Raw genomic sequence first — 25,521 nt, forward strand, 5'->3', positions numbered from 1 at the left:
ATTATGGACGTTTTAAAATTTGTAAAGATGCAAGGTGCGGGGAATAACTTTGTAGTATTTGAAGATATGGAAAAAAAATACAAGGATTTAAGCAACTTAGCTAAAAAGCTATGTGATAGAAATTTTGGTATAGGTGGAGATGGAATATTAGTAGTAAGAAAAAGTGAAATTGCTGATATTCAAATGATTATAATAAATAGTGATGGCTCATATGCTGGTATGTGTGGAAATGGAATAAGGTGTTTTGGTAAATATGTATATGAAAATAATATAGTAAATAAACCTAGCTTTACTGTAGAAACAGGAGATGGAATAAAGGTCTGTGATCTAATAATCAAGGATGGAATGGTTGAATCTACTAAGATTAATATGGGAAGAGAAAACTTCAATCCAAAGTATATTCCAGCTTTAATGGAAGAAGAAATCATTGAAAAAGACATATGCGTTAATGACAAGCATTATAGAATAAGTTCATTATTATTAGGAGTTCCTCATACTATACTTCTGACTAAGGATGGAGAATTTTGTGTTGAAGAAGGAGCAGCTATAGAAAAGCATGAACTATTTCCACAGGGAACTAATGTTAACTTTTGTAGAGTTGTAAATAGAAAAGAAATAAAGGTAAATACCTGGGAAAGAGGTGCAGGTCCAACTCTTGCATGTGGAACAGGGTGTTGCTCTTCAGTAGTACTTTGTAACAAGTTGAATTTAGTAGATAAGGCGGTAAAAGTCATTGTACCAGGAGGTATTTTAATAGTAGAAATCACTGATGAAGGTATAATGATGACTGGACCAGCGAAGAATGTATTTAGGGGAAAAATGGAAATATAATCAATAATAAGGAGATATCTCATAACTAATTAAATTATTTTGAGATATCTCCATTTTTTATTTATTTAAAGGACTAAATTACAAATAAATGGTAATAATTATATCTAAGATAAATGATGATTTTATTGTAAACATATTTAAGGAGAGAAACTAGTGATCAAAAAAATAGATTTAGATACTACATCAATAAATACGAAAGCTATGTCTGTACTTTCTAAAGAGCTATGTGAAGAGTATAGCATATTCCCATATGATATTAGAGATGATGAGATTTACTTAGCTACATTTAAAGAGCATACCTATGAAGAGATTAATAGATTAAAATTTATTATAAAGAAAAAGGTTGTATTAAATTTATGTACCATAGAACAGTTCAATATTTATCTAAATAAATACTATGAAGAAATTTATAGAAAACAAATAGTGAAAGAATTTAAAGGTGAAGAGTACGGCAGAAAAGAGATAGATAAGGAAGTAAAGGGACCTATCATATCACTAGTTGATTCAATTTTTAGAGAGGGAATAGAAAAGGGTGCCAGTGATATTCATATAGAGCCACGGAAGGATACTATTACTGTTAGATATAGAATTGATGGAGTTTTAAATATTTTTAGTACTTTACCTAAAAGTCTTTATGAAGTCATAGCTACAAGAATAAAGGTAATGGCTAACATGGATATTACTAATAAATACATTCCAGAAGATGGTGAAATAAGTATTAAAGTAAAGTCTCATCCTTATGATTTAAGAATATCTACTATGCCTACTGTAAATGGAGAAAAATTTGTAATAAGGATATTACAAAGAAATGCCTCTCTTTTAAATATAAATAAATTAGGCTTTACGCAAAAGGACTATATGTTATTAAAAAATATATTAAAGTTTAAGCAAGGATTGATTATAATTACAGGTCCCACAGGAAGTGGAAAGACTACAACATTATACTCCATGATAAATGAGTTAAATGAAAAATATAGAAATATAGTTACCGTAGAAAAACCAGTAGAATGTGAAGTGGAAGGTATAAATCAAGTTTCTATAGGTGAAGGAAGTGCTAATTACGGAAATATATTGAAGGCAGTATTAAGACAAGACCCAGATGTGATAATGGTAGGTGAGATTATAGATAAGGAAACCGCTGAAGTTGCTATAAGAGCATCTTTAACAGGGCACCTAGTACTAACTACTTTACATACTAATGATGCAAGTAGTGCTATAAATAGACTAACGAATATGGGAATAGATGAAGATATAATTAAAACCTCCCTTGTACTTGTAATGGCTCAAAGATTAACAAGACTTATATGTGGAGGATGTAAAGTTAAGTATAAATTATCTAAAGAAGAAAAGAATATTATGTCAGTAGATAACATTGATGAAGCATATAAAGGTAATGGATGTATTAAATGCAACAATACAGGATATAGTGGAAGAACAGTGGCTTATGAAATTATGATTATAGGTAAAAAGTTGAGGGAGTATATGGGAAATAGTGATAGTGATATTCTAAGAAGGGTAGCCATTGAAGAAGGTATGATTACCATGGATGAATATTTTAAAAAGTTAGTAGTGGATGGAAGTACTACAGTAGAAGAATATTATGGTAATATGCAGGTTTATAATATTGAAAAAGCCTTAGGAGTAGATTATGGAATATAAATATAAAGGGGTAAATAAAAAGGGTAAAATCGTATCAGGAAAAATTTTAGTAGAAAATCATTGGACATTATTTGAAAAGTTAAAGAAAGAAGAAATTTATTGTATTAAATATAGAGAAATTGGTAAGGAAAGAACTGATTTAATAAAGAGAAAAATTTCAGAAAAAAACTTATCAGCCTTTTGTAGAAACCTAAAAAATAATTTGAAGGCAGGAATTCCTTTAATTAATGCTTTAAATTTAATAGAAGAACATATAGGTAATAAAGGGTTAAGTAAAGTTATAAAACAAACTATAAACAACATAAAAAGCGGATTATCCTTTACAGACAGCCTAGAGAAATTTAAAGATATATTTCCAGAATTTTTTATAACTTTAATTCACTTTGGTGAAGAAAGCGGTAGATTACAGCAAATATTAGAATTCATGGAGAAATATTATATGAAGGAGTACAAGAGGAAAAAGAAGATTATTACTGTAAGTATCTATCCTATAGTATTGTTTATATTTACATTAATCATGGGTATGATTGCAATTTGTAAGCTAATACCAACATTTTTTGCTTCTATGAATATTGAGAATATGGAACTTCCTTATATAACAAAAGTATATCTAGGATTATCGGAAGGATTAAATAGAATAGGCCTATTTATTATACCTGTAGGAATAGGAATTTTTATAGGAGGAAGCCTTTTTTATGATTATTTAAAGAAAAAGGGTGTAATATATAATTTTAAATATAGAAATCCATTAATGAAAAGGTTAGAGATAAACAGATTTTGCTGTAAATTTACAATGGCTCTTTCTATGATGATAGAAAGTGGAATTGACATAAAGTCTTCTTTAATTTTATTAAGGAATTGTGAAAATGCGACTTATATTGCAGAGCGTTTAGATAGGTGTATTGAAGGGCTAGAAAAGGGTGATAGCCTTTATGAAGGAATGAAAAAGTGTGATATATTCTCAAGATATTTTTTATCTACAATACATATAGGAGAAATTAATGGAAGTATTGAAGAAGTTTTGTATTCTTGCAATGAAGTTTTTGAAGAAGAGCTTCAAGGAAGATTAGATAGAATGACATCTTTAGCAGAGCCACTACTCATAGTTTTTGTAGGTATATTTATAGGATCTATTATTATGGCGATTATGTTACCATTATTTAGTATGTACAATACACAATTTTAAGATCAAAAGGTAAAAACTATGAAGAAAAAAGGATTTACACTAATAGAATTAATAGTTGTATTAGGGATATTATCTATAGTCACATTTACTATATATCCATATATAAATTCATATGAAGAAAAGAAGTTAGCTATGGAAATGGAGCAAGGAGTTAATGGAGTAATTGAATTTATTAATAGTTGCAAAATATATGCAAGAAATAATTATAATAAAACGCAATTAACTAGACTAGTTATAGAGAGTAAAAGGTTAGCCTTATATCATGGAACTAAAAAAGTATACAGCTATACATTGCCAGATTCTTTGCGTATACACATAGAGAATGATTCCAGTGCAACTATATTATTAGATATTAATGGTAATACATCTTTAGGAAGAACTATTAATTTATATAATTTAAAAGGAAAGCGAGAGTCTATAACTATAAAGGTAGGAACAGATTATGTTAGTAAGAAAAAATAAAGGAAATACATTAATAGAAACCATAGTAAGTATGTTAATACTAACATCTATCTTAATAGGAGTATTTAATTTTTATAGAGTTATGAGAATAAGTGAAGCAGAAGAAATAAAGGAAATGAAGGCTGTTTATCAAATTGATGCAGTAAAAAAGCTGATTCTATGTAACATGTCCTATGATGAAGTACAAGATGAGTTAGTTAAGAAGAAGAAATTTATAAGTAGTAGTGATTTGATGGAAGAAAACTTAGGTAGAGTAGATATAAAAGATATTATGAAGAGCAAAGAGGAAGGGTACCCTCTTATCATGTTAACGGGAGATGAGGAAATTAGTAAAGAAATTATAAAAATAAAAATTTTATATAGGTTTCAAAGTGGAAGGGAAGTAAGTAATGAATTTTATAAGGGAAACTATGAAAAAATCTAAAGGAGTTACTCTATTAGAATTAATAGTAGCCTTAAGTATTTCTTCATTAATAATTACAGTTGTTGTTACTAGCTATGGACTTTTTATGAAAACCTATAAAGAAAAAGTTTATTATTCTAGTGAGATTACAGGAGTTTATGAAGCACTTATGTATATTGATCATCATGTTAACTATAGTGGGGAAGGCTGCTTATTTAGAGATGGAGATATAGTTATTCCTACATCTATAGGAGAGGATTATGTTTCCTTAGATGGAGATGAACTTAGAGTTTTTTATAAAAATAAAGCTGGTATAGGACACACTTATCAGCCTCTATTGTATGGAGTGAAAGAATTTTCAATAATAGAAAATGGAAAGGTTCTATTCATAAAGATAGTTACCAATAAAGGAATTAGTGGAGAAAGAGCAATTGGAAAAATATAAAAATCAATTCTATAAAAAAATAAGCAAGGGCTGGATATTAACTTATGTAGTAATTATATCTATGTTTATTTCTCTTATGGTGTGCTATTTAATGAAATCCTTTGAAAACAGAAATTTTTATATGAGTAATTATAAAGAATATAGTTTAAAGGAAGATACTGATTATAATTATAAAGAGCATATAATGGCTACCTTTAATAATTATATGTTAAAAAATTTAGAAAGCATAAAGGCTGAAGATATAGACAAGTATTTTGAAAGTAAGGTGGGAGAAAAACTAGTTAGCTATAATGGAAGTTATATAACATATAGTTCTAAGGAAAAACTTTTTCAAATTAGTGGCTTAAATAGAATTTACAAATTTACTATAATCATTAATTCAGATAAAGTTAAATACATTTTTAAATAAGATTATTAATATAGAAGGAAGAGTTATGAAGAAACAATGTTCAATTGAAATCAATGGCGAAGAAATAAAGTTTATAAAAGAAAATATTAAACACTTAAAAAAGGATAAAAATTTTTACTGTACCTATGATGATAATAAAAATAGTAGGATTGAAATTAAAGAAATCTTAAGAAAAAGTAATCTAAATGTAATTATAGAAGGAGAAGAGATATTTCTACATAGAATGATTGTGCCCAAAATGAATAAAGGTAGGATGAACTTATTTGTTAAAAATAAAGTGATAGAAATTTTTCATCATATAGAAAATATTATATTTGATTATGAAGTTATTAATGTTGAAAGAAGAGAAATAGAAATAGTTATGTATTGTATAAATATTAAGGACTCACTATTTATGAATGAAGAAGTGTTTTCAGGTTCAACTATTAAATCTGTGATACCCATACAGCAGCTCTATATAAATAAATATAAGAAAAAGATAAAGAATAGAGAGTTTACTATGATTATATATAGAAATAAATATGTTTATATTGTTGAAATAAAAAATAATACTTTAGTGAGAAATAAAGTTATAAATGAAGTTAAAGAAGATAGTAATTTAGAAATATTAGAGTTTTTTAAAGCTACCAATAATGAAGAGGATAAAAAGGGACTTTATATTATTACTGAGAATAAAGGAGAAAATATTAAAATTGCAAATTTATATGAAATAAAGAAAAGCTTCTCAGCTAATTTTAATTAATAATAGAAATAGGAGGAAATCATGAAGGAAGGATATTATCCTCAATGGTATTTAAAAAATTTAGGTTACATATATAAGAAAAATATAATAAGAACTGTAATATACTTCTCAATATTTTTTGTTTTTATTTCCATGAGAATAATAGGAAATCATTACAAAGAGTTAAATATGAGAAATAAAATACAAGCTAATAAAGTTATAGATTTAAATAGTAATAATAAAGACATTACTACTTATACATATAACTACATATACGAAGTAATTTTAAAGGAAAATCTTAAAGTGATTACTATGAATATAGATTCGGATAATATAATTATTAATATAAAAGTTATAGATAAAGAAGATTATTCCACATCTATTAAGATTTTAGAAGAAAAATTCTCAATAATTGAAGTTTCATCTATCCTTAAAGAGGATGAGGAGCTTTATTTTAGAGCTAGGGTGAAGATTAATGGATACTAGAAAATATAAATTAATTAATGCAATAGTAGTTATATTGACTATGATACTTTTAGTTATTTGTGGGAGTACACAGGTAAGTTTAAATCATGTCCAAAATAATAAAGACTTAGAAAAGATTAATCATGAAAGAGTAAAAAATAATAATGAGTTTAAACTAGCAGAATTTTTAGAACAACTAAAGAGTCATGAGGATACTTCTTTAAATAATATTGCTATTTATGATTCGTGGGGTGAGGTTACTATTGAATGTAACGGAGATTTTACAACTTTCAAAAATTTACTTAACTCACTAGATGATATGAATGAAATAAAAGAAATTAAGTCTTTATTAATAGAGGAAGGTCTTTGTACTTTTAAAGTTATATTTAATACAAAGACTTAATAAACATTAAGACTAAAGATAAGAAGCCTTCACCAGATAAGCTAATATTAAATTAATCCGATGAACTACCCGCTCTAATACTCCCANNNTATCAAAAATACTGATACTAAGGAGTCTGTTAGTAAGCTTCAGTGTGGGAAAAAAACCCCTCTGAAGCAAAGAACTCTGTTTATGTTGAGCATGCATTTATATTATTTCCGCTCAGCCATTTCATATAGTATTTATTCAAGATAGAATCTAGAGCACGATAACTCCTATAGTAATTCTATTGAGTAGTTGTCTAATGTATGAAAGTTTTCCCTAGCATCAGCATTTATATTTGTTGGATATATTGTAGCATGGTTTGAATTAATGCCTCTTATCAAATATACAGGTAGTATAGCTCTAGATCCATTATTTCCTTCAACTATGTTAATTTCTGAGATGGGGGCTTCAGATATATAGAGTAAATATAGTGGTAAAGATAAGGAAAGTGAGTAATTTACAGAATTATTTCTTAATAATATCGTATATATGTGGATATAACTATAAGTAAGAGTAAAATTAAGAGCTGTTGAGGCTCTTAACTAATTTGTAGGTGATTTGTATGAAGTGTAAAAAACACACTATAAGGAAGAAAAGAATTTCTTTTATATATTCCTAGAATTAAATATGATAACTATAAAATCTATGAAAATAATATAATTACTTTATATTTCGAGCATAATAAACCTATGGGAAGGTTTGTAAGATAGTTAGTTAAGAAAAATAACCTTAGCTATATAGTTTTTGATTAAAAGTCATTATTAGTATGGCTTTTAATAGATGGAAAAAGAAGTATATATGACATTGCTCTTAAGATGGCAAAGGGGTTAGGAGATACAGAAGAAGTGGCTATAGAGAGGCTTGCAATGTATATAAGGTATATTGTTAGAAAAGGATAGATAAAATTCATAGGAATAAAATATAAACAGGATTAATATTAAGAAACAAGTAGCTATTGAGAGTAATATCTACTATTTAAATAAATTAAACAAAAACAGCCTACTAGACAGCTTGACTACTTTAAGCTTTGGTGTATAATTATGATTTGACTAGATAGAAATTTTTACGAAAATGTAGAAAATCTATCCTATTTTATTTTTTAGGATATTCTAAGAATAAAATTTAAATAGTCTTAGTAATATTAAAAATATAAATTTATAAGTAGTAGAGGTATAAAAATGATTATTGCAGATGTTAAAGTTGGTAGGATTACGATGCCTTTAAAAAAACCGTTTGTAACTAAAAATGGAGTTTATAACTATTCTAATGAAGTAGTTGTAAAGATATTTACAGAAAATGGGCAAGTAGGAATAGGAAGTGCAGCTCCAGCACCAAGAGTAACAGGGGAGACAGAAAGCTCAATTGTAGGTGCTATCAAGCATATTGCTACCTTTATTAAGGGTATGGATCTTACTTGTCTTCAATGTATTTTTAAAGTTATGGATGAATGCATTAAAGGGAATAATAGTGCAAAAGCAGCTGTGGAAATTGCTATATATGATCTTTGGAGTAAAGGAGTAAATACTCCATTATATAAGTTGCTAGGAGGATTTAACTCCACAGTACTTACAGATATAACCATACAAGATGATGATAAGATGGAAAATATGGTAAATGCAGCTTATGAAGCTACTAGGGATGGTTACACTAATATAAAAATAAAACTTGGTAATAATGTAGAATCAGATTTTGAAAAAGTAAAATTTATGAGACGTGCTATTAGAAAAGGAATAAAAGTAAGAGTTGATGGAAATCAAGGTTGGTCTCCTAAAGATGCAATAAAAATAATTAAGAAAATAGAAGAATTAGATTTAGATATAGAGTTTGTAGAACAACCAGTTAAAGGGTGGGATATTGAAGGATTAAAGTTTATAAAAGACAATGTGGATACTATGATTTTAGCTGATGAGTCAGTGTTTGGGTCTCCAGAGGCATTTAAGGTAATTCAGAATAGAGCTTGTGATTTAATTAATATAAAATTAATGAAGTGCGGTGGAATACAAAATGCCATAAAAATTTATAATATGGCAGATACCATGGGTATAAGATGTATGGTTGGATGTATGCTAGAGAGTAAAATTGGTATTACTGCAGCTGCTAGTTTTGCAGCTTCAAGAGGAAATATGATAACTGCAGACTTAGATACAATGATATACTTTGCAGAAGATCCAATAGTTGGAGGAGCAACTTTCGAAGGAAATAAAATCACTTTATCTGATGAACCTGGTCTTGGAATAACTGATATAAAAGGTTGGGAAGAAATATTATAAACTACCTATGCAAAGTTAGTATAGATAGAAGGATTTAATATTAAAATATGGAATTTATAATTATAAGAAGATATCATAGAAATCGATTATAAGAATCTAATAAAGGAAGTGGTTTTATGTCAAAGGATCTTAAAGACGAATTAGAAAAACAGCTAGAAGTTGCCATAGAAGAAGAAAGATTAGAGCATGTTATTAAAATTATCAATAATGAAATCCTTAAGTGTATAGAGAAAAGAAAGCATATAACCAGTGCCATATTAGAATACAGAAAAAATGCTTTAGAAGAATTTAAAGATGATGAAGATAAGATAATTGAGTATTTTGATCATGAAAACTATATAAAGGAAGAGAACTTTAAAAGTACTGATAGAAAATTAAAGGAATTAACAGTATTAAAGTCATCTCCTTATTTTGGAAAGATAACTTTTAGGGAAGAAGATTATGGCATAGAAGATATATATATTGGGAGATTTGGGGTTACCTTAGAGGAAACTTTTGAACCGCTAATTATAGATTGGAGAGCTCCAATTGCATCACTTTTTTATAATGGTACAGGAGATGTGGGGCATTATAACTCACCGGATGGAGAAGTTGAAGCTTCTATTTTAGGAAGGATTCAATATATCATAAAGAAAGGTAAGCTAGAGGGCTTATTTAATTCTAATATTGATATAAAAGATGATATTCTTCAAATGGTGTTAAGTAAAAATTCTTCAGATAAGCTTAAGGATATAGTTATGACTATACAGCAAGAGCAGGATGAGATTATAAGGCAAGATAAAAATAAAATTTTAGTGGTAGATGGAGTAGCAGGGAGTGGTAAAACTACTATTGCACTTCACAGAGTAGCTTACTTAATGTATAACTATAGAAATCTTTTAGAAAATAAGATTTTAATATTAGGACCTAATAGAATATTTATTGACTATATTTCTAATGTTCTTCCAACATTGGGTGAGACAGGCGTATTTCAGACTACATTTTTAGATTTAGCTTTAGATTTAGTAGATGTAGATGATGTAATAGATATTAAAGACGTCATGGAAAGAATTCTTAATAAAGATAAAAGCTTTGAGAATGAAATTATTTATAAGAGATCTTTAAAATTTAAGGAGAATCTAGACAAACTTGTTAATAAATTAGAAGAAGATAGTTATAATTGTGATGGCATTGCCTTTAGAGGTAAGGTAATAGCAACTAAAGAAGAAATTAAAATCATGTTTACAGAAGATTTTACTTCGTTACCTTTGTTTAGAAGAAGTAAAAAGATTAAAAGGATTTTATTTGCTAGAATAAGTGATACTAGAGATGAAGAGCTTAGGGTTATTGAAAAGAAGTATAAGGAGAAAAAGGAATCTTATAGTCAAGAGGAATTAATACTTCATATAAATGATTTAGAATTTAAAAGAAAACTGGAAATAAGAGAATTAATAAGAGATGTAATTGAAGTAAAGTCTACCTTAAGTTATCTAAATGAAAGAAGTATAGAAGAAATATATAAAGAATTCAATGGTAATGAAGAATATACAGAAGAAGACTTGGTAGCTATACTATATTTAAAAGTTAAACTTAAGGGATTAAAGCTTAACAGAGAAATTAAACACCTAGTAATTGATGAAGCTCAAGATTATTCTCCATTACAATTTATAGTATTAAAAGAACTGGCAAATACTAAGTCTATGACTATAGTTGGAGACAGTAATCAACAGTTAATTTCTAGCGGAAGTAAAGCTTCTTTAAGCAATATTAAAGATGTATTTAGTAATAATGCAGTAGAGATATTTAACTTAAATAAAAGTTATCGTTCAACTAAAGAAATTATGGAATATAGTAATAAGTATATAGATGATATTTCCATAGTACCAATGGTAAGAACAGGAGCTCCAGTTGAGGAAGTACATGTAAGTAGCAATGAAGAGCTTAAAGAAAATATTATAGAGTTATTAGATAGATTGAAGGAAAAAAAATTAGACAATATAGCAATAATAGCTAAGAACTTATCTAAGGCCAAAGAAGTATATGAAATATTAAATGAAGAGATTTCTTTAAAAATTATAGATAAAGAAAATCTGCATATTATGGAAGGAATCATGATTATGCCTAGCTATTATGCAAAAGGGCTGGAATTTGATGGAGCAATTATACTTGAAGATGAAATCCAAGAAAGATATAAAGATAATCTTATGTATATAATGTGTACTAGAGCACTTCATAATTTGATAGTTATCAAAAAAATATAAAAAGTAATAGCACCTTATGGTGCTATTACTTTTTATACTATAATCCTATAAAACACTGTTATTTATCTTCATAGCCCTGAATTTTAGCTAATACTTCTTCATAAATTTCATCAGCTTTATCAAAATCCATATTAGGAACATAAAATTTTTCTAAGTCATCATGTAAATCTTTGGCTGTTTTTATACAGGCAAGCCCCTTTTGAAGTAAAATATAGAATATTGAAGAAACATCATCTATAGAATCTTGCTTTTCTTTAATATAATTTTCATCTAATAAACTGTCCATATCATATTGTTCACCATTAAATTCGATTTTAGTAATTGCGTTTGAAGTTACTATAGCAACCTTTAATTCAGGAATTAACAAATGCTCTATTTTTTTAGGAGTTAATGGAGTGTGTAGAATTTCTACATCTAACCCTCTTCTGGTAGCTTCATCTGCCAGATATTCAAGAACACGAGTCTTACCAGTTCCAGGTGATCCTTTAAGTACATAAACACTAGACATATCTTTTATTATATTATTGATATAAGTTATAACTCCATTTGGAGTAAATCCTGTTGCAAACAAGTGACGCTTTTTACCTAATGATGAGAATGTATTTGGAAGGATTTGGTTTTTCAAATTCTCTTTTAAAATATTAAGCCCATATAGATTCAAAGCTTCATTATTAAAGGTATACCAATCATCATAAATAGATTTAGCAGCAGCAAAAAATCTATAGGCTCTTCTAAAGGAATTGGTGATTTCATTGTTTACATCTAAAATATCAAATTTTATGTCTTTAAAGTTATCTTCTTTTAAGCATATTCCCATATTTACGATATCATCTACAGCTCCAGGAGTTATAGGGTCTATCATATGAGGAGATGTACCATCTAGCATAGCCACATTTAATTCTTTAATTAGTATTCCATCTAAAGAATCACTATCAGAAGAGCAGTGGTGGAATTCTACATCATAGCCTTTATCAATATAGTGTTTTCCAATTTTTTTCATAAGAAAAGATTTACCAGTTCCAGGACCGCCCTTTAAACAAATTATTCGAGTGGCATCTTTCTGAGAAATAATATAATTAAAGTGAGAGTAAAATCCTTTTCCAGTATTACCACCTAAAAAGTAGTGAGTGGATATTCCAGTCATAATTAAACCTCCAATGATTTTCTACACTATTATAATATTATATAAGTTAAAAATGGTTAATGAAAAACCAAAATTAATTAGATAAAGGATGCATCTACAGTGATTATAGCACTATGTTTTGGAAAAACTCGTTTTATCTCCTCATTTATTTGCTTTTGTAATTTAAGTTCTGACTCTTTAGTTATTATAAAGTCATCAGTAACTACTACGTCAAATATTAAGTTTTTATAGTCACCTTCGCCAACTACTCTGAAATCATGAAAGGAAGATACATAAGGAATTTTACTTAGAACTTCCTCCAACTCTCGTTTAGCACTAAGGATTTCTTCATCATTTGTAGTTACTGGATCCATATGAATAAGTAAATATATACCTAGTTCTGCTGAAATTTCCTTTTCTGCTCTATCAATAACTTCATGAGCAGCAACTACAGATATATCAAGAGGAATTTCGGCATGAATGGAAGCAATTATTCTTCCAGGACCATAGTTATGAACTAGCAAATCATGAGTACCATCTATATGCTCATAGGAAAGTAACATTCTATGGATATCTTCTACTAGATCTTCATCAGGAGCAACTCCAAGCAAAGGATTTAAAGTATCTTTAATTAAGTTATACCCAGCATAAAGAATTATTAAGGATACAGCTAAGCCAATATATCCATCTATAGGCATGGTTGTAAATCTAGAGACTAATAGAGATATAACTACAGTAGAAGAGGATATTACGTCACTTATTGAGTCTATAGAAGAAGCTTTAAGAGCAGAAGAATTTATCTTATTACCTATACCTTTATAGAATATACTTAACCATACTTTAAATAAAATAGATACAATTAAGAGAATAAAAGGTATTGGTGAAAATTCTACAGGAACTGGATTTTTAATTCTGTCAAAAGAACTTTTTATGAATTCAAAACCAACTAACATTACTAAAAATGCTACTATAAGCCCAGAGATATACTCAATTCTTCCATGTCCAAAGGGATGTTCCTTATCCGCTGGTTTACTTGAAAGTTTAAATCCAAATATAGTTACTAATGAAGCACCTACATCTGAAAGGTTATTAAAGGCATCAGCAATTACTGCAATACTATTAACTAAAAATCCTGCAGTAATTTTAATGGAAAATAAAAGTATATTTACTAAAACACCTACAATTCCTCCAAGATATCCATAACTTTCTCTAACCTTTTTATTTTTTATATCATCACTATTATTAATGAATTTTTTTATGAGTATTTGAGAAATCAATTACTACACCTCACCATCAATATATTTTTTGTCATAATTATAGTATAACACGAGAACTTACCATCAATTAAGAGAAATTATAAAATTCATAGGAAATGTAGTAAAAGTTTGGTATACTATTGTTAGTATTTCATTTAAAGGAGGGGATTAATTATGTCAAAAGAATTGAATTTTGCAAAAGAACTTATAGACTTTTTGTATGATAGTCCTACTGCGTTTCATGCGGTAAAAAATATTAAAGATTCTCTTGAAAATAGTAATTTTAAAGAATTAAAAGAAGAGGATAAATGGAACTTGGAGAAGGGCGGAAAGTATTACACTACAAAAAATGGTTCTGCACTAATAGCTTTTACTGTAGGAGAAGGGGAAATTGAGGAGCAGGGTTTTAAAATTATAGGTGCTCATACAGATTCGCCTACATTTAGAGTGAAACCTAATAGTGAAATTATATCAGAAAATAATTATATGAAGTTAAATACTGAAATTTATGGTGGATTAATAAGGAGCACATGGATGGATAGACCACTATCTTTAGCAGGTAGAGTTGCTTTAAAAGGTGAAAGCTTACTTAATCCAGAATTAAGATTAGTTAATATAAATAAACCAATATTGATAATACCTAGTTTAGCAATTCATATGAATAGGGAGGCAAATTCTGGTGGAGAACTAAATCCACAAAAAGATACACTTCCACTACTTGCAATGGTAACCGAAGAATTAGAAAAGGATAATGCTTTATTAAACATATTAGCAGAGGAATTAAAAATAAATAGAGAAGATATTATAGACTTTGATTTATTCCTATATGAATTTGAAAAGGGATGTATTGTAGGTTTAAAAGATGAATTTATATCTTCAAGTAGATTAGATGATCTTCAAATGGTTCATGCTGGAATTGAAGCACTTAAAGAAGCACCAATAACTCAAGGTATAAATGTAATGGCATGCTTTGATAATGAAGAGGTTGGAAGTGCTACAAAACAGGGAGCAGATTCAGATATGTTAGCTAACATACTAGAAAGAATAGTTGTTTGCCTTGGGAAAGGAAGAGAAGACTTCTTTAGAGCACTTAGTAAATCATTTATTATATCAGCAGATAATGCTCATGCAGTTCATCCTAATAGACCAGAAAAGGCAGATCCAACTAATAGACCAATTGTGAATAAGGGTCCTGTTATAAAGATAAATGCAAATTGTGCATATACTAGTGATTCTGATTCTTCAGCCGTATATGAGTCTATTTGTAAAAAAGCAGAAGTACCAGTACAAAAGTTTGTCAACCGCTCAGATTCAAGAGGAGGTTCAACCATAGGACCAATATCTTCAACACACTTAAATATACGCTCTGTAGATATTGGAAATCCAACTCTTGCTATGCACTCTGTAAGAGAATTTGCTGGAGTTAAGGATCATACCTATGTAACAAAATCATTTGAAGAATTTTATAGAATATAAATTTTATAAAATATAGGTCTAATTACTCCTTCTAACATATATGTGGGAAGGAGTTTCTATATTAGGCATCTGAAAGCAAATAACAAGTCAAAGATGGGAAGTATATTTTGAGTTAGACAAGGAAACAGGTTCNNATAACACAAAATAGACGAGCATTCTGATTTATTATTTTTTGAAGATGCCTTAAACAAAAGATACAATTATAATCAGGAGAAGTGATGACATGAAAGTAAAGCATAAACCAAATAGTAAGTTAGTGGGAATAATAATCACTCTTGCTATAATAATTTTAACTGGAGGATTTATAGGAAGTATTGTAGAAGATAACTTCGGTGAAAACAATGAAACTATAGCAACACTTCAAGGTGAAGGTACAGAATCTAATGATAATAATGAGAGTGCATCAGTTAATGGAGATCTTAAGGTTCACTTTATTGATGTTGGACAGGCAGATAGTATTTTGATAGAAAATAAGGGTGAATATATGCTTATTGATGCAGGAAATAATGCTGATAGTGATTTAGTAGTAAACTACATTAAAGATAAAAATATAAAAAATTTAAAATATGTAGTGGGAACACATCCTCACGAAGATCATATTGGAGGATTAGATAAGGTTATAGATAACTTTACCATAGATACTTTATATATGCCTAAAGTGACAGCTACAACTAAGACTTTTAAAGATGTAGTAGCTTCAGCAAAATCAAAGAATCTAAAATTTACAACACCTAAGGTTGGTGAAAAATTTACGTTAGGTGATAGCACATGCACCATATTTGCACCAAACAGTGAAAGCTATGAGGATATGAATGATTATTCCATTGTAATTAAACTAGAGTACGGAAGTACTTCGTTCCTATTTGCAGGAGATGCAGAAGCAGAATCAGAAAGGCAACTCATAGATAAAAAGTTTGATTTAAAGTCTACCGTATTAAAGATAGGGCATCATGGAAGCCATACCTCTACCAGTGATGAGTTTTTAAATCAGGTTAATCCAACCTATGGTGTAATTATGGTTGGACAGGACAACGATTATGGACATCCAAGACAAAATGTAATGGATAGATTAAAAAATAAAGGTGTAAAAGTCTATAGAACAGATGAGCAGGGAACTATAATTGCAACAAGTGATGGAAAAGAAGTAAAATTTAATGTGAAACCTGGTAGTTACAAAGGATTAACGAAAGGAAAATCTAAATAAAACATAAAACAATAATATAATGAAAGAAGCCATCTAGGAACAGTAAGTATAAAGCTACTATTCTTAGATGGCTTTTAGGCATCTTCAAAAAATAAATAAATCAGAATGCTCGTCTATTTTGTGTTATNNTAACTCAAAATATACTTCCCATCTTTGACTTATTATTTATTTTCAGATGCCTTATACAAATACAACAGTAAAAAATTAAAAGATAAGGTGAGTAAGTAAATTTACTATTATAGATTTAAGCTAATTTGGTAATAATAACAGTTGAGCATCATTGAAAGGGGATAGCACCATGGATTACATATTTATTTTAGTAAATTTAACGCTTATATTAAGCATAGTTTTTTTTATGGTTGTAATTAAAAATAGAAATAAGAGAAGAGCCTATATTGAAATCAATGACAACAGCTTTTTAACAGAAGATAAAGAAAAGTTGGAGGACGCTATTGATAATATAGCTAGAGACCATAGAGAGATTGAAAGAAGAAGTAGTAATGACTTAATTTCTAATTTAGATAAATATTATAATAATATATTGAAATGCTATGACTTATTTAAAGTAGATGAAAGTGGAGAATATGGGAAGATAAAAGGAGCTCAATGGATATTAGATAATATTTATGTTATTGAGAAAGAATATAAATTTATAAAAAAACATTTATCAAATAAATACTTGGGATCTCTACCGGTATTGAAAAGCGGAAATTTAAAAGGTTATCCTAGAATTTATGCTATATCAAGAGAAATATTAGGATTTTATAGGGATAAACTATCAAGAGAAAACATAAACAAATTTTTAGATAGCTATCAAGATACGACCATATTAACCATGGGAGAATTATGGGCATTACCTGTAATGCTTAAGATTGCTTATATAGAAGTTATAGGAAGAAGTTCAACCTTCATAGTTAATAAAGTTAATGATAGATATAGAGGTGAAGAATTAGCAGACAGAATTATTAAGTACTACAATGAAGATAATATGATGGGGGCTATGGACTTCATATCAGAGAATAATATTAGATTTACAGAATATTTTGCGGATGCTTTAATGAGAGTTTTAAGGGATAATGGAGTTAATTATGAAGAATTAAATTTATGGATGGAAGATAAATTAAGTGAAAATGAAATTAGTCTAGACAAAATTATCATAGATTCTAACAAATTTGATGGTATTTACTCTAAAGCTATTAGTAGTAGTGTTAGTGGATTAAGAAATCTAGATAATATAAATTGGGAAGAAGTATTCAGTAATAACAGTGAGGTAGAAGAAATATTAAGTAAAGATCCAGCTGGAGTCTATAGCAATATGGATTTTTACTCTAAGGATTACTATAGGCATGTTTTGGAAAAGATAGCTAGACAAAATAAACTTTCTGAAACATTTTTAGCTAGAAAGGTATTACAGTGTGCAGAAAAAAATAGTGGTATGGAATTTGAAAACCATGTAGGCTACTATTTAATTGATAATGGTAGAGATAAACTTAATTCTCTTTTGAATATTGATTTTAAAGGGTTCGAAAAATTAAAAGATATGATAAAAGGTAGGGCAGTTGGTATCTATATAGGAACCATAGTTTTACTTACAGCTATACTAATGGGTGGCTTTATAACCTGGAGTTACTTAAATGATACTAATATATCAATAGCTAAATATACATTAGCTACAGTAGTTACTATCATACCTCTTAGTGAGGTTGTGATATCAATATTAAACTGGAGTATTACTAAATTAAGTACGCCAAATCTATTACCTAAAATTAATCTTTCAGATGAAATACCTGATGGAGGAATGACTTGTGTAGTAGTGCCTACATTAATAGAAAGTATAGAGAAAGCCAAAAATTTGATTACGAATTTAGAAACTTATTACTTGGGAAATAAAGATGAAAATTTATATTTTGCTATATTAGGAGATTTTAAAGACAGTGATAGAGAAAAAGAAACAGAAGATGAAGTAATAGCTAGATTTTGTATAGATGAAATTCATAAGTTAAATATAAAATATAAAGAAAGTAGTGGTCGATTCTTCTTTTTATGTAGACATAGAAAGTTTAATAAAAAAGAGAATAAGTGGCTTGGATGGGAAAGAAAAAGAGGAAAATTAGAAGAATTTAATAAGCTTATAAGGGGAGATAAAAACACTACTTATAGCACTTTAAGTGAAGGTGTAGAAAGGCTTACAGAAGTAAAGTATGTTATAACTTTGGACGGAGATACAATACTTCCAAGAGAATCCGCAAAGGGGTTAATTGGAGCAATGATGCATCCATTAAATAAAGCTTATACAAAGAAAGATGGGACTGTTTGGAGGGGCTATGGAGTGATGCAACCGAGAATTACTGTAGAGTTAGAAAGTGCTAATAAAACTTATTATTCTAAAGTATTCTCAGGAGAAACAGGTATTGATAAATATACATTTGCTATATCTGATGTATACCAGGATCTTTTTGGAGAAGGAATTTTTACTGGTAAAGCTATATATGATGTAGATGTATTTACGGAAGCACTACATGGACAAATTGAAGAAAATCAAGTTCTTAGCCATGATTTATTGGAAGGTTCGTTGGCAAGGACAGCTTTACTTACAGATATAGAGCTAATAGATGGATATCCATCAACATTTATTGCAAGTTCTAAGAGACTTCATAGATGGGTAAGGGGAGACTGGCAGCTTTTACCCTTCATACTGAAAAAAAACAAATTAAATAGATTATCTAAGTGGAAGATGATAGATAATTTACGAAGAAGTCTAGTATCACCCTCTATGTTAATTTTATTACTTTGTTCACTAGGTGGTATTCTTCCTGACGGTATAAATAAGTGGTATATGGCAGCCTTTATTGCTTTGATAACACCTATTTTATTTGACATATCAGAAAATATGGTTTCACCTGTAAAAGGAATAAGTCTAAGTGGAAAGATTCAAAATTTCCAAATGGCTTTAAAGCAAGTATTTTTTATATACGCTTTTCTTCCATTTAATGCTTATTTAATGCTAGATGCTATAATAAGAACTCTATATAGATTAGTAATAAGCAAAAAAAGCTTGTTACAGTGGCAAACTGCTGAAGAAGCAGAGAAGTCTTCAGGAAAGGATATTATCAGTTACTTTAAGTATATGTGGCAAGAGATAGTTATAGCTTTAGGAATTATGATTATAGCATGGAATAGTGGATTAGGAACATTTTATATAATGATACCAAGTTGTATTATATGGATTATAAGTCCACTTATATCTTATATCATAGGTAAGAATATCAATGATGAAACGGTAAAATTAAGTGAAGAGGATATTAATATTTTAAGAAGATTAACAAGAAGTATATGGGCATATTTTGAAGATTTCGTCACTGATGAGACTAACTATCTAGGAGGAGATAATTATCAAGAAGAGCCGTATAAAGGGCTAGCGATGAGAACATCTCCTACTAATATTGGAATGACTTTAATATCCAACATAGTTGCTATAGATATGGGATATATTGGAGTGATTAAAGCTATAGAAAATTTGAATAATACTATAAATACTTTAGGGAAATTAGAAACTTATAAAGGACATTTTTATAATTGGTATGACGTTGAAACCTTGAAACCATTATTACCTAGATATGTATCAACAGTAGATAGTGGAAATTTAATATCCTATCTATATACCATAGAAGAAGCCCTAAAAGAATTAAAAAATACTCCTTATTTTAATAGCAGAGTTAAGGGAATAGAGGACACTGTATATCTTGCTGCGGAGGAGCTGCAGGATGAAAGAAAAAAATATTTGTATTTCACTGAGGTTGAGCGAATAAAAAGAGAAGGTAAGAATGTATTAAATTTTTATAATATACTAGATGACTTTAAAGATATTGTAGAAGATGATATAGAGAAAGTAGAAGAGCCTTATTGGAATAAAAAGCTATTGGATAGTATAAGGGATTATTTAATGGAAGTAGAATTTTTATTTCCATTTATAGAGGATATAAAAATGTTACCCCAAAATAAATATGAAAATATAATCAGAGTTATTAGTAGTGATAGTTTAAGTCATATATATCATATTATAAAAGATTTTAATGTTGTATCAGATAATTTAAATGAATTTCAATTAGAGAGAATAAATGAAAACATAGATTTATGTAGAGAGAGAATAGGCGTGCTTTTAGAAAAATTTATGAAAATCGAAAATAGTTTAAATCAAATTATAGATGATACAGATTTTAAGTTTTTATATAATAAGGAAAGAAAATTATTTCATATAGGTTATGACGTAGACAATGATACATTAAGTATTAATTACTATGACTTATTAGCTTCAGAAGCTAGAACCACAAGTTTTATTTCAGTGGCGCAAGGAATAGTTCCAACATCGCATTGGTTTGCTTTAAATAGGGCTTTAACTTTAATGTATGAAAGAAAAGGATTAGCTAGCTGGAGTGGAACTATGTTCGAATACTTTATGCCAAGAATTTTAATGAAAAATTATAGAAATTCTATGTTAGATGAAACTTATAGATCTGTAATAGAAGCTCAAATAAAGTATGGAGCTAAGAGAAATGTACCTTTTGGAATTTCGGAAAGTGCTTACTTTAAATTTGATGTAGATTTAAATTATCAATATAAGGCCTTTGGAGTACCTAGGGTTGGTATTAAGAGTGGATTAGATGAGGAGCTAGTAATATCACCATATTCTACTGTTATGGGACTTATGGAAAATATACCTAAGTCTATGGAGAATATAAAGAATCTACTAAAACTTAAATGTTATGGTCGGTATGGTTTTTATGAAGCTATAGATTACACAGACAAAAGAGTGAAAAATAAAAAATTTGAAATAGTAAGATGTTATATGATACATCACTTAGGGATGAGTATATTAGCTTTAGATAATGTAATGAATAATAATATTATTCAAAGAAGATTTCATAGAATTCCTATAATTAGAGCTACAGAAGTATTACTTCAAGAAAAGATAAGTAAAAATGTAGTTTATGATAGACGAGAAGATAGACCAGAAGTAGTTAGAGAATTACAAAGGCAATACTCAATACGTAGAACATTTAACTTTGGAGAAAGTAAGTATCCAGAAACTACGATTCTCGGAAATAGTAACTATAATATCTTATTAAATAGTGCTGGAGGCGGTTATTCTAAATTTAAAAATATAATGGTATATAGATGGAGAGAGGATTTAATTCATAGCAGTTGGGGTAAGTTTTTCTACATTAAAGATTTAGGGACTAATGAGTATACCTCTTCTACCTATGAACCTTGTAAAGAGCAAGGAGATAAATATGAAGTTAATTTTTATCTATATAAGGCGGAATTTATAAAATTATGGAAAGAACTTGAGATAAATACTACAGTTCAAGTAATTCCTGAGGATAACTGTGAAGTGAGAACTGTAACTATAAAAAATAATAGTGCGAATGAAAGAATAATAGAGATTGTCAGTTATAGTGAAATAGTTTTACAAGGGTATAGTGGAGATATAGCACATCCTGCTTTTGGGAATCTATTTATAACTACAGAATATATAGATGATCTGGGAGGGGTACTTGCAAAACGTAGACCACGTAGTGAAAAAGATAAGGATATATATACTATTGAAAGTACCTTATGTGAAGATGAGTTTGCTATAGAGTATGACACAGCAAGATTAAGCTTTATAGGAAGAAACCATTCAAAAGAAAATCCTGCTGCTTTAGAAGAAAATAAATCTTTAGAAAATAGTATAGGAAATGTATTAGATCCTATAATTGCTATTAAGAGAAAAGTAAAAATTGGGCAAGGTGAAAGTAAAGCAATAAAGTATATTACAATAACAGGTAACTCTAAAGAGGACATTATAGTTAAATCAAGAAATTATCAAGAAAATGCTATTTTAGAAGGAAGTATTTTGAAATCTGAATTAAGCCTAGAGGATAATCTTATAGCAAAGGGAATAAAGCCAACTCAAGCACTTATCTATGAAAAGGTTGGAAGTAATATATTGTTTAACAATTATAGTTATACCAAAAGAATAGATAATTTGATGAATTTGAGTAGAGGTCAAAGAAATCTATGGTCCTATGGAATTTCCGGAGATTTACCTATAGTATTACTAACTATTAACAAGGAGAAAGAAAGTGATGTGCTAAGACAGCTTATAGATTGTCATAGTTATTTAGAAGATAAAGGGTTAAAGTTTGATATTGTTGTAATTAATGAAGAGGAAATAAGTTATGAAAAACCTCTAGATAATGCTCTGAAAAGGATAATATTAAATAGCTCTTTAAATGAAAGAGAAAATGCTTTAGGTGGAATATTTATAATTAGTAATGAAAATATATCTAAGGAAGATTTAAACCTACTTTACTCCATTGCAGCAATAATTGTAAAAGGAGAAGAAGGAGCTTTATGGAAGCAAATTGATAGGAGTATTGAAAATGAAGGTTACCCAGATAATTCAAGAAAATATATATGGAAAATAGGTAAACTTAAAGAAGATAATTTTAATTATGGAGACAGCTATATTCCTAAAATAGATAGTTCTAAGTTATGCTTTTTTAATGGATATGGAGGGTTTAATAGTGATGGTGAGTATACAATTATACTAAAGGATGGGCAATCCACACCGGCTCCTTGGATAAATGTTATAGCTAATAGTGATAGATTTGGATTTAATATAAGTGAATCTAGCAGTAGTTATACTTGGTATAAAAATAGTAGAGAATTTAAAATTACTCCTTGGAATAATGATTTCATTGAGGATACTCTTAGTGAAGTTTTATACCTAGAAGAGGGAAATGAACTTTGGTCTATAACACCTGATCCAATAAGAGATAATGGAGAGTATGTAATAACTCATGGCTTTGGATACTCTAAATTTACACATTGTACTAATGGAATATGGGGAGAAGTTACTGTTTTTCCTTCAAAAGAGAGAAGTGTAAAACTCATCAAAGTTAACTTAAGGAATTTAGATAATAAAAATAGAAACATAGGAATTACTTATGTTGCAAGATTATGTCTAGGAGATTTAAGAGAGAATAATTATAAAAAAGTGTATACTGTAATAGATGATGAAAAGAAATTTATTTATGGAAGAAATCCATATAGTAATGATTTTTCCTCAAGCTATGCTTATTTAAAAATGAGTGGAGTAATGGATGAAAGTTTTAGTGGAGATGAAAGAGATTTTATTGTAAGTAGCGAATCCATAGAAAGTTTATCTGAAAAGGAAAGCGTTAAATTATCAGGAAGCTGCGGCTCAGGACTGGAACCAGTGCTTAGTGAGAAAGCTTATTTAAATATAGGAGCTTATGAAGAAAAATCACTTGTTATTATTTTGGGAGTTGAAGAAAGTATTGAAGAAATTCAGAATACCCTTGAAGAGTTTTCAGATATAGATAGGGTAGATAATGAATTAAAGGATGTAAAATCTTATTGGAGAAGTCTTTTAACTAATATAAATATAAAGACAGAAGATAAAGCTTTAGATTTTATGATTAATGGATGGTTACCTTATGAAACTATTAGTTGTAGATTGTTCTCTAGAACAGCCTTTTATCAATGTGGAGGAGCCTATGGCTTTAGGGATCAATTACAAGACTCAATTCCTATGATTTATATACAACCTGAAATCACTAGAAATCAAATTCTTTATAGTGCAACTAGACAATTTGAAGAAGGGGATGTACAACATTGGTGGCATCCAGTAGTAGATAGCGGCATAAGAACTAGATTTAGTGATGATTTATTATGGCTACCTTATGTGACTTGTATATATGTAAAGGCCACTGGAGATTATAAAATTTTAGATGAGGAAGTAGGATATCTAAAGGATGAGCCTTTAAGAGAGGGAGAAGATGAAAGATACAATGTATCCTCAAAGTCTGATTTAAAAGAATCACTATATAATCATTGTATAAGAGCTATAAATAGGAGTTTAAAGTTTGGTCCACATAATATTCCATTGATGGGTAGTGGTGACTGGAATGACGGAATGAGTACGGTAGGAAATAAGGGAGAGGGGGAAAGTATATGGCTTGGGTGGTTCCTATATGCCATATTAAAAGATTTTAAAGACATCTGCAGCTATAAAAATGATGAGTATAATTATAAAAAGTATATTGAGACTAAGGATTTTATAAGAGAGAATTTAGAGACTTATGGCTGGGACGGTAATTGGTATAAACGTGCTTACTTTGATGATGGAACCCCACTAGGATCTCATGAAAATCAGGAGTGTAAAATAGATGCTCTTTCTCAATGTTGGTCTGTAATATCAGAAGCAGGAGATAAAGAACGAGCTAATATAGCCATGAGTTCTTTAGAGAAATATCTAGTTAAGTCAAAAGAAAAAATTATATTGCTACTAAGCCCACCTTTTGATAATTCAGATTTAAAACCTGGATATATAAAAGGATATGTACCTGGAGTAAGGGAAAATGGAGGACAGTATACCCATGGTGTTACTTGGGTAGCATTAGCTCTTGCAAAATTAGATCGAGGTGAAGAAGCTTATAATATATACTCAATGTTAAATCCTATAAATCATAGCTTAACAACTGAAGAAGCTGATGTATTTAAGACAGAGCCGTATGTTATGGCAGCAGATGTATACTCTGTGAAGCCTCATGAAGGAAGAGGAGGATGGAGTTGGTATACTGGAAGTTCAGGTTGGATGTATACTATAGCTTTAGAATATATATTAGGCTTTAGATTAATTGAGGGAAAAGGATTTAAAATCAAACCATGTTTACCTAAGGATTTTAAAGAATATAATATAGACTATAAATACAAAAATGCCATATATCATATTAAGGTAATGAGAAATAATAGTTCAACTATAACTCTAGATGGTAATATCATAGAAGGAGATATAATACCTATTTCATCTAATGGAGAACATGAGGTAAAAGTAAACTTTAAGTAATAAGACACTATCAAATAAATAATAGAT

At 28.9% G+C, this 25,521-nt stretch carries 17 protein-coding genes; 15 read left to right on the forward strand and 2 right to left on the reverse strand.

Annotation, left to right across the window (positions count from 1 at the left end; translation table 11 throughout):
• Positions 1–3 precede the first annotated feature (3 nt).
• From dapF to B3W71_RS17640, 12 genes are all read left to right on the forward strand, one after another.
• Entirely contained in the window at positions 4–831 is an 828-nt protein-coding gene (dapF, locus tag B3W71_RS17585; RefSeq protein WP_346890241.1) for a diaminopimelate epimerase, read from the forward strand.
• A gap of 153 nt (positions 832–984) precedes the next feature.
• A complete protein-coding gene (locus B3W71_RS17590; protein ID WP_346890242.1) occupies positions 985–2,490 on the forward strand; it encodes a GspE/PulE family protein in 1,506 nt (501 codons plus the stop codon).
• Positions 2,480–3,676: a type II secretion system F family protein gene (locus B3W71_RS17595; protein ID WP_346890243.1), complete on the forward strand. Its 1,197-nt coding sequence runs from the start codon at positions 2,480–2,482 to the stop codon at positions 3,674–3,676. The genes B3W71_RS17590 and B3W71_RS17595 overlap by 11 nt, the downstream gene beginning before the upstream one ends.
• A gap of 18 nt (positions 3,677–3,694) precedes the next feature.
• The gene (locus B3W71_RS17600) at positions 3,695–4,138 is read left to right on the forward strand and encodes a prepilin-type N-terminal cleavage/methylation domain-containing protein (RefSeq protein WP_346890244.1); all 444 of its coding nucleotides are present in this window, start codon (positions 3,695–3,697) and stop codon (positions 4,136–4,138) included.
• Positions 4,119–4,562 (forward strand): PulJ/GspJ family protein, encoded by a 444-nt coding sequence (locus B3W71_RS17605; protein WP_346890245.1) that lies wholly within the window; start codon positions 4,119–4,121, stop codon positions 4,560–4,562. Before B3W71_RS17600 ends, B3W71_RS17605 begins: the two co-directional genes overlap by 20 nt.
• Positions 4,528–4,986: a prepilin-type N-terminal cleavage/methylation domain-containing protein gene (locus B3W71_RS17610; RefSeq protein ID WP_346890246.1), complete on the forward strand. Its 459-nt coding sequence runs from the start codon at positions 4,528–4,530 to the stop codon at positions 4,984–4,986. The genes B3W71_RS17605 and B3W71_RS17610 overlap by 35 nt, the downstream gene beginning before the upstream one ends.
• Positions 4,973–5,395, forward strand: a complete 423-nt coding sequence (locus B3W71_RS17615; protein ID WP_346890247.1) for a hypothetical protein — start codon at positions 4,973–4,975, stop codon at positions 5,393–5,395. The genes B3W71_RS17610 and B3W71_RS17615 overlap by 14 nt, the downstream gene beginning before the upstream one ends.
• 25 nt (positions 5,396–5,420) lie before the next feature.
• Positions 5,421–6,137, forward strand: a complete 717-nt coding sequence (locus tag B3W71_RS17620) for a hypothetical protein (RefSeq protein WP_346890248.1) — start codon at positions 5,421–5,423, stop codon at positions 6,135–6,137.
• A 21-nt stretch (positions 6,138–6,158) separates the two neighbouring features.
• Entirely contained in the window at positions 6,159–6,602 is a 444-nt protein-coding gene (locus B3W71_RS17625) for a hypothetical protein (protein ID WP_346890249.1), read from the forward strand.
• Entirely contained in the window at positions 6,592–6,984 is a 393-nt protein-coding gene (locus B3W71_RS17630) for a hypothetical protein (RefSeq protein ID WP_346890250.1), read from the forward strand. The genes B3W71_RS17625 and B3W71_RS17630 overlap by 11 nt, the downstream gene beginning before the upstream one ends.
• Before the next feature lie 1,202 nt (positions 6,985–8,186).
• Positions 8,187–9,278, forward strand: coding sequence for a dipeptide epimerase (locus tag B3W71_RS17635; protein ID WP_346890251.1), 1,092 nt, complete (start codon positions 8,187–8,189; stop codon positions 9,276–9,278).
• Between the two features lie 116 nt (positions 9,279–9,394).
• The gene (locus B3W71_RS17640; protein WP_346890252.1) at positions 9,395–11,518 is read left to right on the forward strand and encodes a HelD family protein; all 2,124 of its coding nucleotides are present in this window, start codon (positions 9,395–9,397) and stop codon (positions 11,516–11,518) included.
• A 58-nt stretch (positions 11,519–11,576) separates the two neighbouring features.
• Here B3W71_RS17640 and B3W71_RS17645 read toward each other — a convergent pair whose 3' ends face one another.
• Positions 11,577–12,662 carry a PRK06851 family protein gene (locus B3W71_RS17645; protein WP_346890253.1) on the reverse strand — a complete coding sequence of 362 codons (1,086 nt, stop codon included), beginning with the start codon at positions 12,660–12,662 and terminating at the stop codon, positions 11,577–11,579.
• A gap of 77 nt (positions 12,663–12,739) precedes the next feature.
• Positions 12,740–13,918, reverse strand: coding sequence for a cation diffusion facilitator family transporter (locus B3W71_RS17650; RefSeq protein ID WP_346890254.1), 1,179 nt, complete (start codon positions 13,916–13,918; stop codon positions 12,740–12,742).
• Between the two features lie 153 nt (positions 13,919–14,071).
• Here B3W71_RS17650 and B3W71_RS17655 point away from each other — a divergent pair, with 153 nt between their 5' ends.
• The 3 genes from B3W71_RS17655 (at position 14,072) to B3W71_RS17665 (ending at position 25,494) form a co-directional block, all read left to right on the forward strand.
• Entirely contained in the window at positions 14,072–15,373 is a 1,302-nt protein-coding gene (locus tag B3W71_RS17655) for a M18 family aminopeptidase (RefSeq protein ID WP_346890255.1), read from the forward strand.
• A gap of 223 nt (positions 15,374–15,596) precedes the next feature.
• Positions 15,597–16,577 (forward strand): ComEC/Rec2 family competence protein, encoded by a 981-nt coding sequence (locus tag B3W71_RS17660; RefSeq protein ID WP_346890256.1) that lies wholly within the window; start codon positions 15,597–15,599, stop codon positions 16,575–16,577.
• 298 nt (positions 16,578–16,875) lie between these two features.
• Positions 16,876–25,494 carry a GH36-type glycosyl hydrolase domain-containing protein gene (locus B3W71_RS17665; protein WP_346890257.1) on the forward strand — a complete coding sequence of 2,873 codons (8,619 nt, stop codon included), beginning with the start codon at positions 16,876–16,878 and terminating at the stop codon, positions 25,492–25,494.
• Positions 25,495–25,521: the final 27 nt, after the last annotated feature.

Origin of the sequence: Clostridium sp. UBA1056 (assembly GCA_002316385.1) — a bacterium.
Classification (GTDB): Bacteria; Bacillota; Clostridia; order Clostridiales; family Clostridiaceae; genus Clostridium_J.

Excerpts from the sequence above, each read along its gene's own strand:
- B3W71_RS17645 (WP_346890253.1), bottom strand. The coding sequence starts at position 12,662 with ATGACTGGAATATCCACTCACTACTTTTTAGGTGGTAATACTGGAAAA.
- B3W71_RS17640 (WP_346890252.1), top strand. The coding sequence starts at position 9,395 with ATGTCAAAGGATCTTAAAGACGAATTAGAAAAACAGCTAGAAGTTGCC.
- B3W71_RS17665 (WP_346890257.1), top strand. The coding sequence starts at position 16,876 with ATGGATTACATATTTATTTTAGTAAATTTAACGCTTATATTAAGCATA.
- B3W71_RS17610 (WP_346890246.1), top strand. The coding sequence starts at position 4,528 with ATGAATTTTATAAGGGAAACTATGAAAAAATCTAAAGGAGTTACTCTA.
- B3W71_RS17600 (WP_346890244.1), top strand. The coding sequence starts at position 3,695 with ATGAAGAAAAAAGGATTTACACTAATAGAATTAATAGTTGTATTAGGG.
- B3W71_RS17620 (WP_346890248.1), top strand. The coding sequence starts at position 5,421 with ATGAAGAAACAATGTTCAATTGAAATCAATGGCGAAGAAATAAAGTTT.
- B3W71_RS17605 (WP_346890245.1), top strand. The coding sequence starts at position 4,119 with ATGTTAGTAAGAAAAAATAAAGGAAATACATTAATAGAAACCATAGTA.
- B3W71_RS17660 (WP_346890256.1), top strand. The coding sequence starts at position 15,597 with ATGAAAGTAAAGCATAAACCAAATAGTAAGTTAGTGGGAATAATAATC.
- B3W71_RS17635 (WP_346890251.1), top strand. The coding sequence starts at position 8,187 with ATGATTATTGCAGATGTTAAAGTTGGTAGGATTACGATGCCTTTAAAA.
- B3W71_RS17595 (WP_346890243.1), top strand. The coding sequence starts at position 2,480 with ATGGAATATAAATATAAAGGGGTAAATAAAAAGGGTAAAATCGTATCA.
- dapF (WP_346890241.1), top strand. The coding sequence starts at position 4 with ATGGACGTTTTAAAATTTGTAAAGATGCAAGGTGCGGGGAATAACTTT.
- B3W71_RS17630 (WP_346890250.1), top strand. The coding sequence starts at position 6,592 with ATGGATACTAGAAAATATAAATTAATTAATGCAATAGTAGTTATATTG.
- B3W71_RS17655 (WP_346890255.1), top strand. The coding sequence starts at position 14,072 with ATGTCAAAAGAATTGAATTTTGCAAAAGAACTTATAGACTTTTTGTAT.
- B3W71_RS17625 (WP_346890249.1), top strand. The coding sequence starts at position 6,159 with ATGAAGGAAGGATATTATCCTCAATGGTATTTAAAAAATTTAGGTTAC.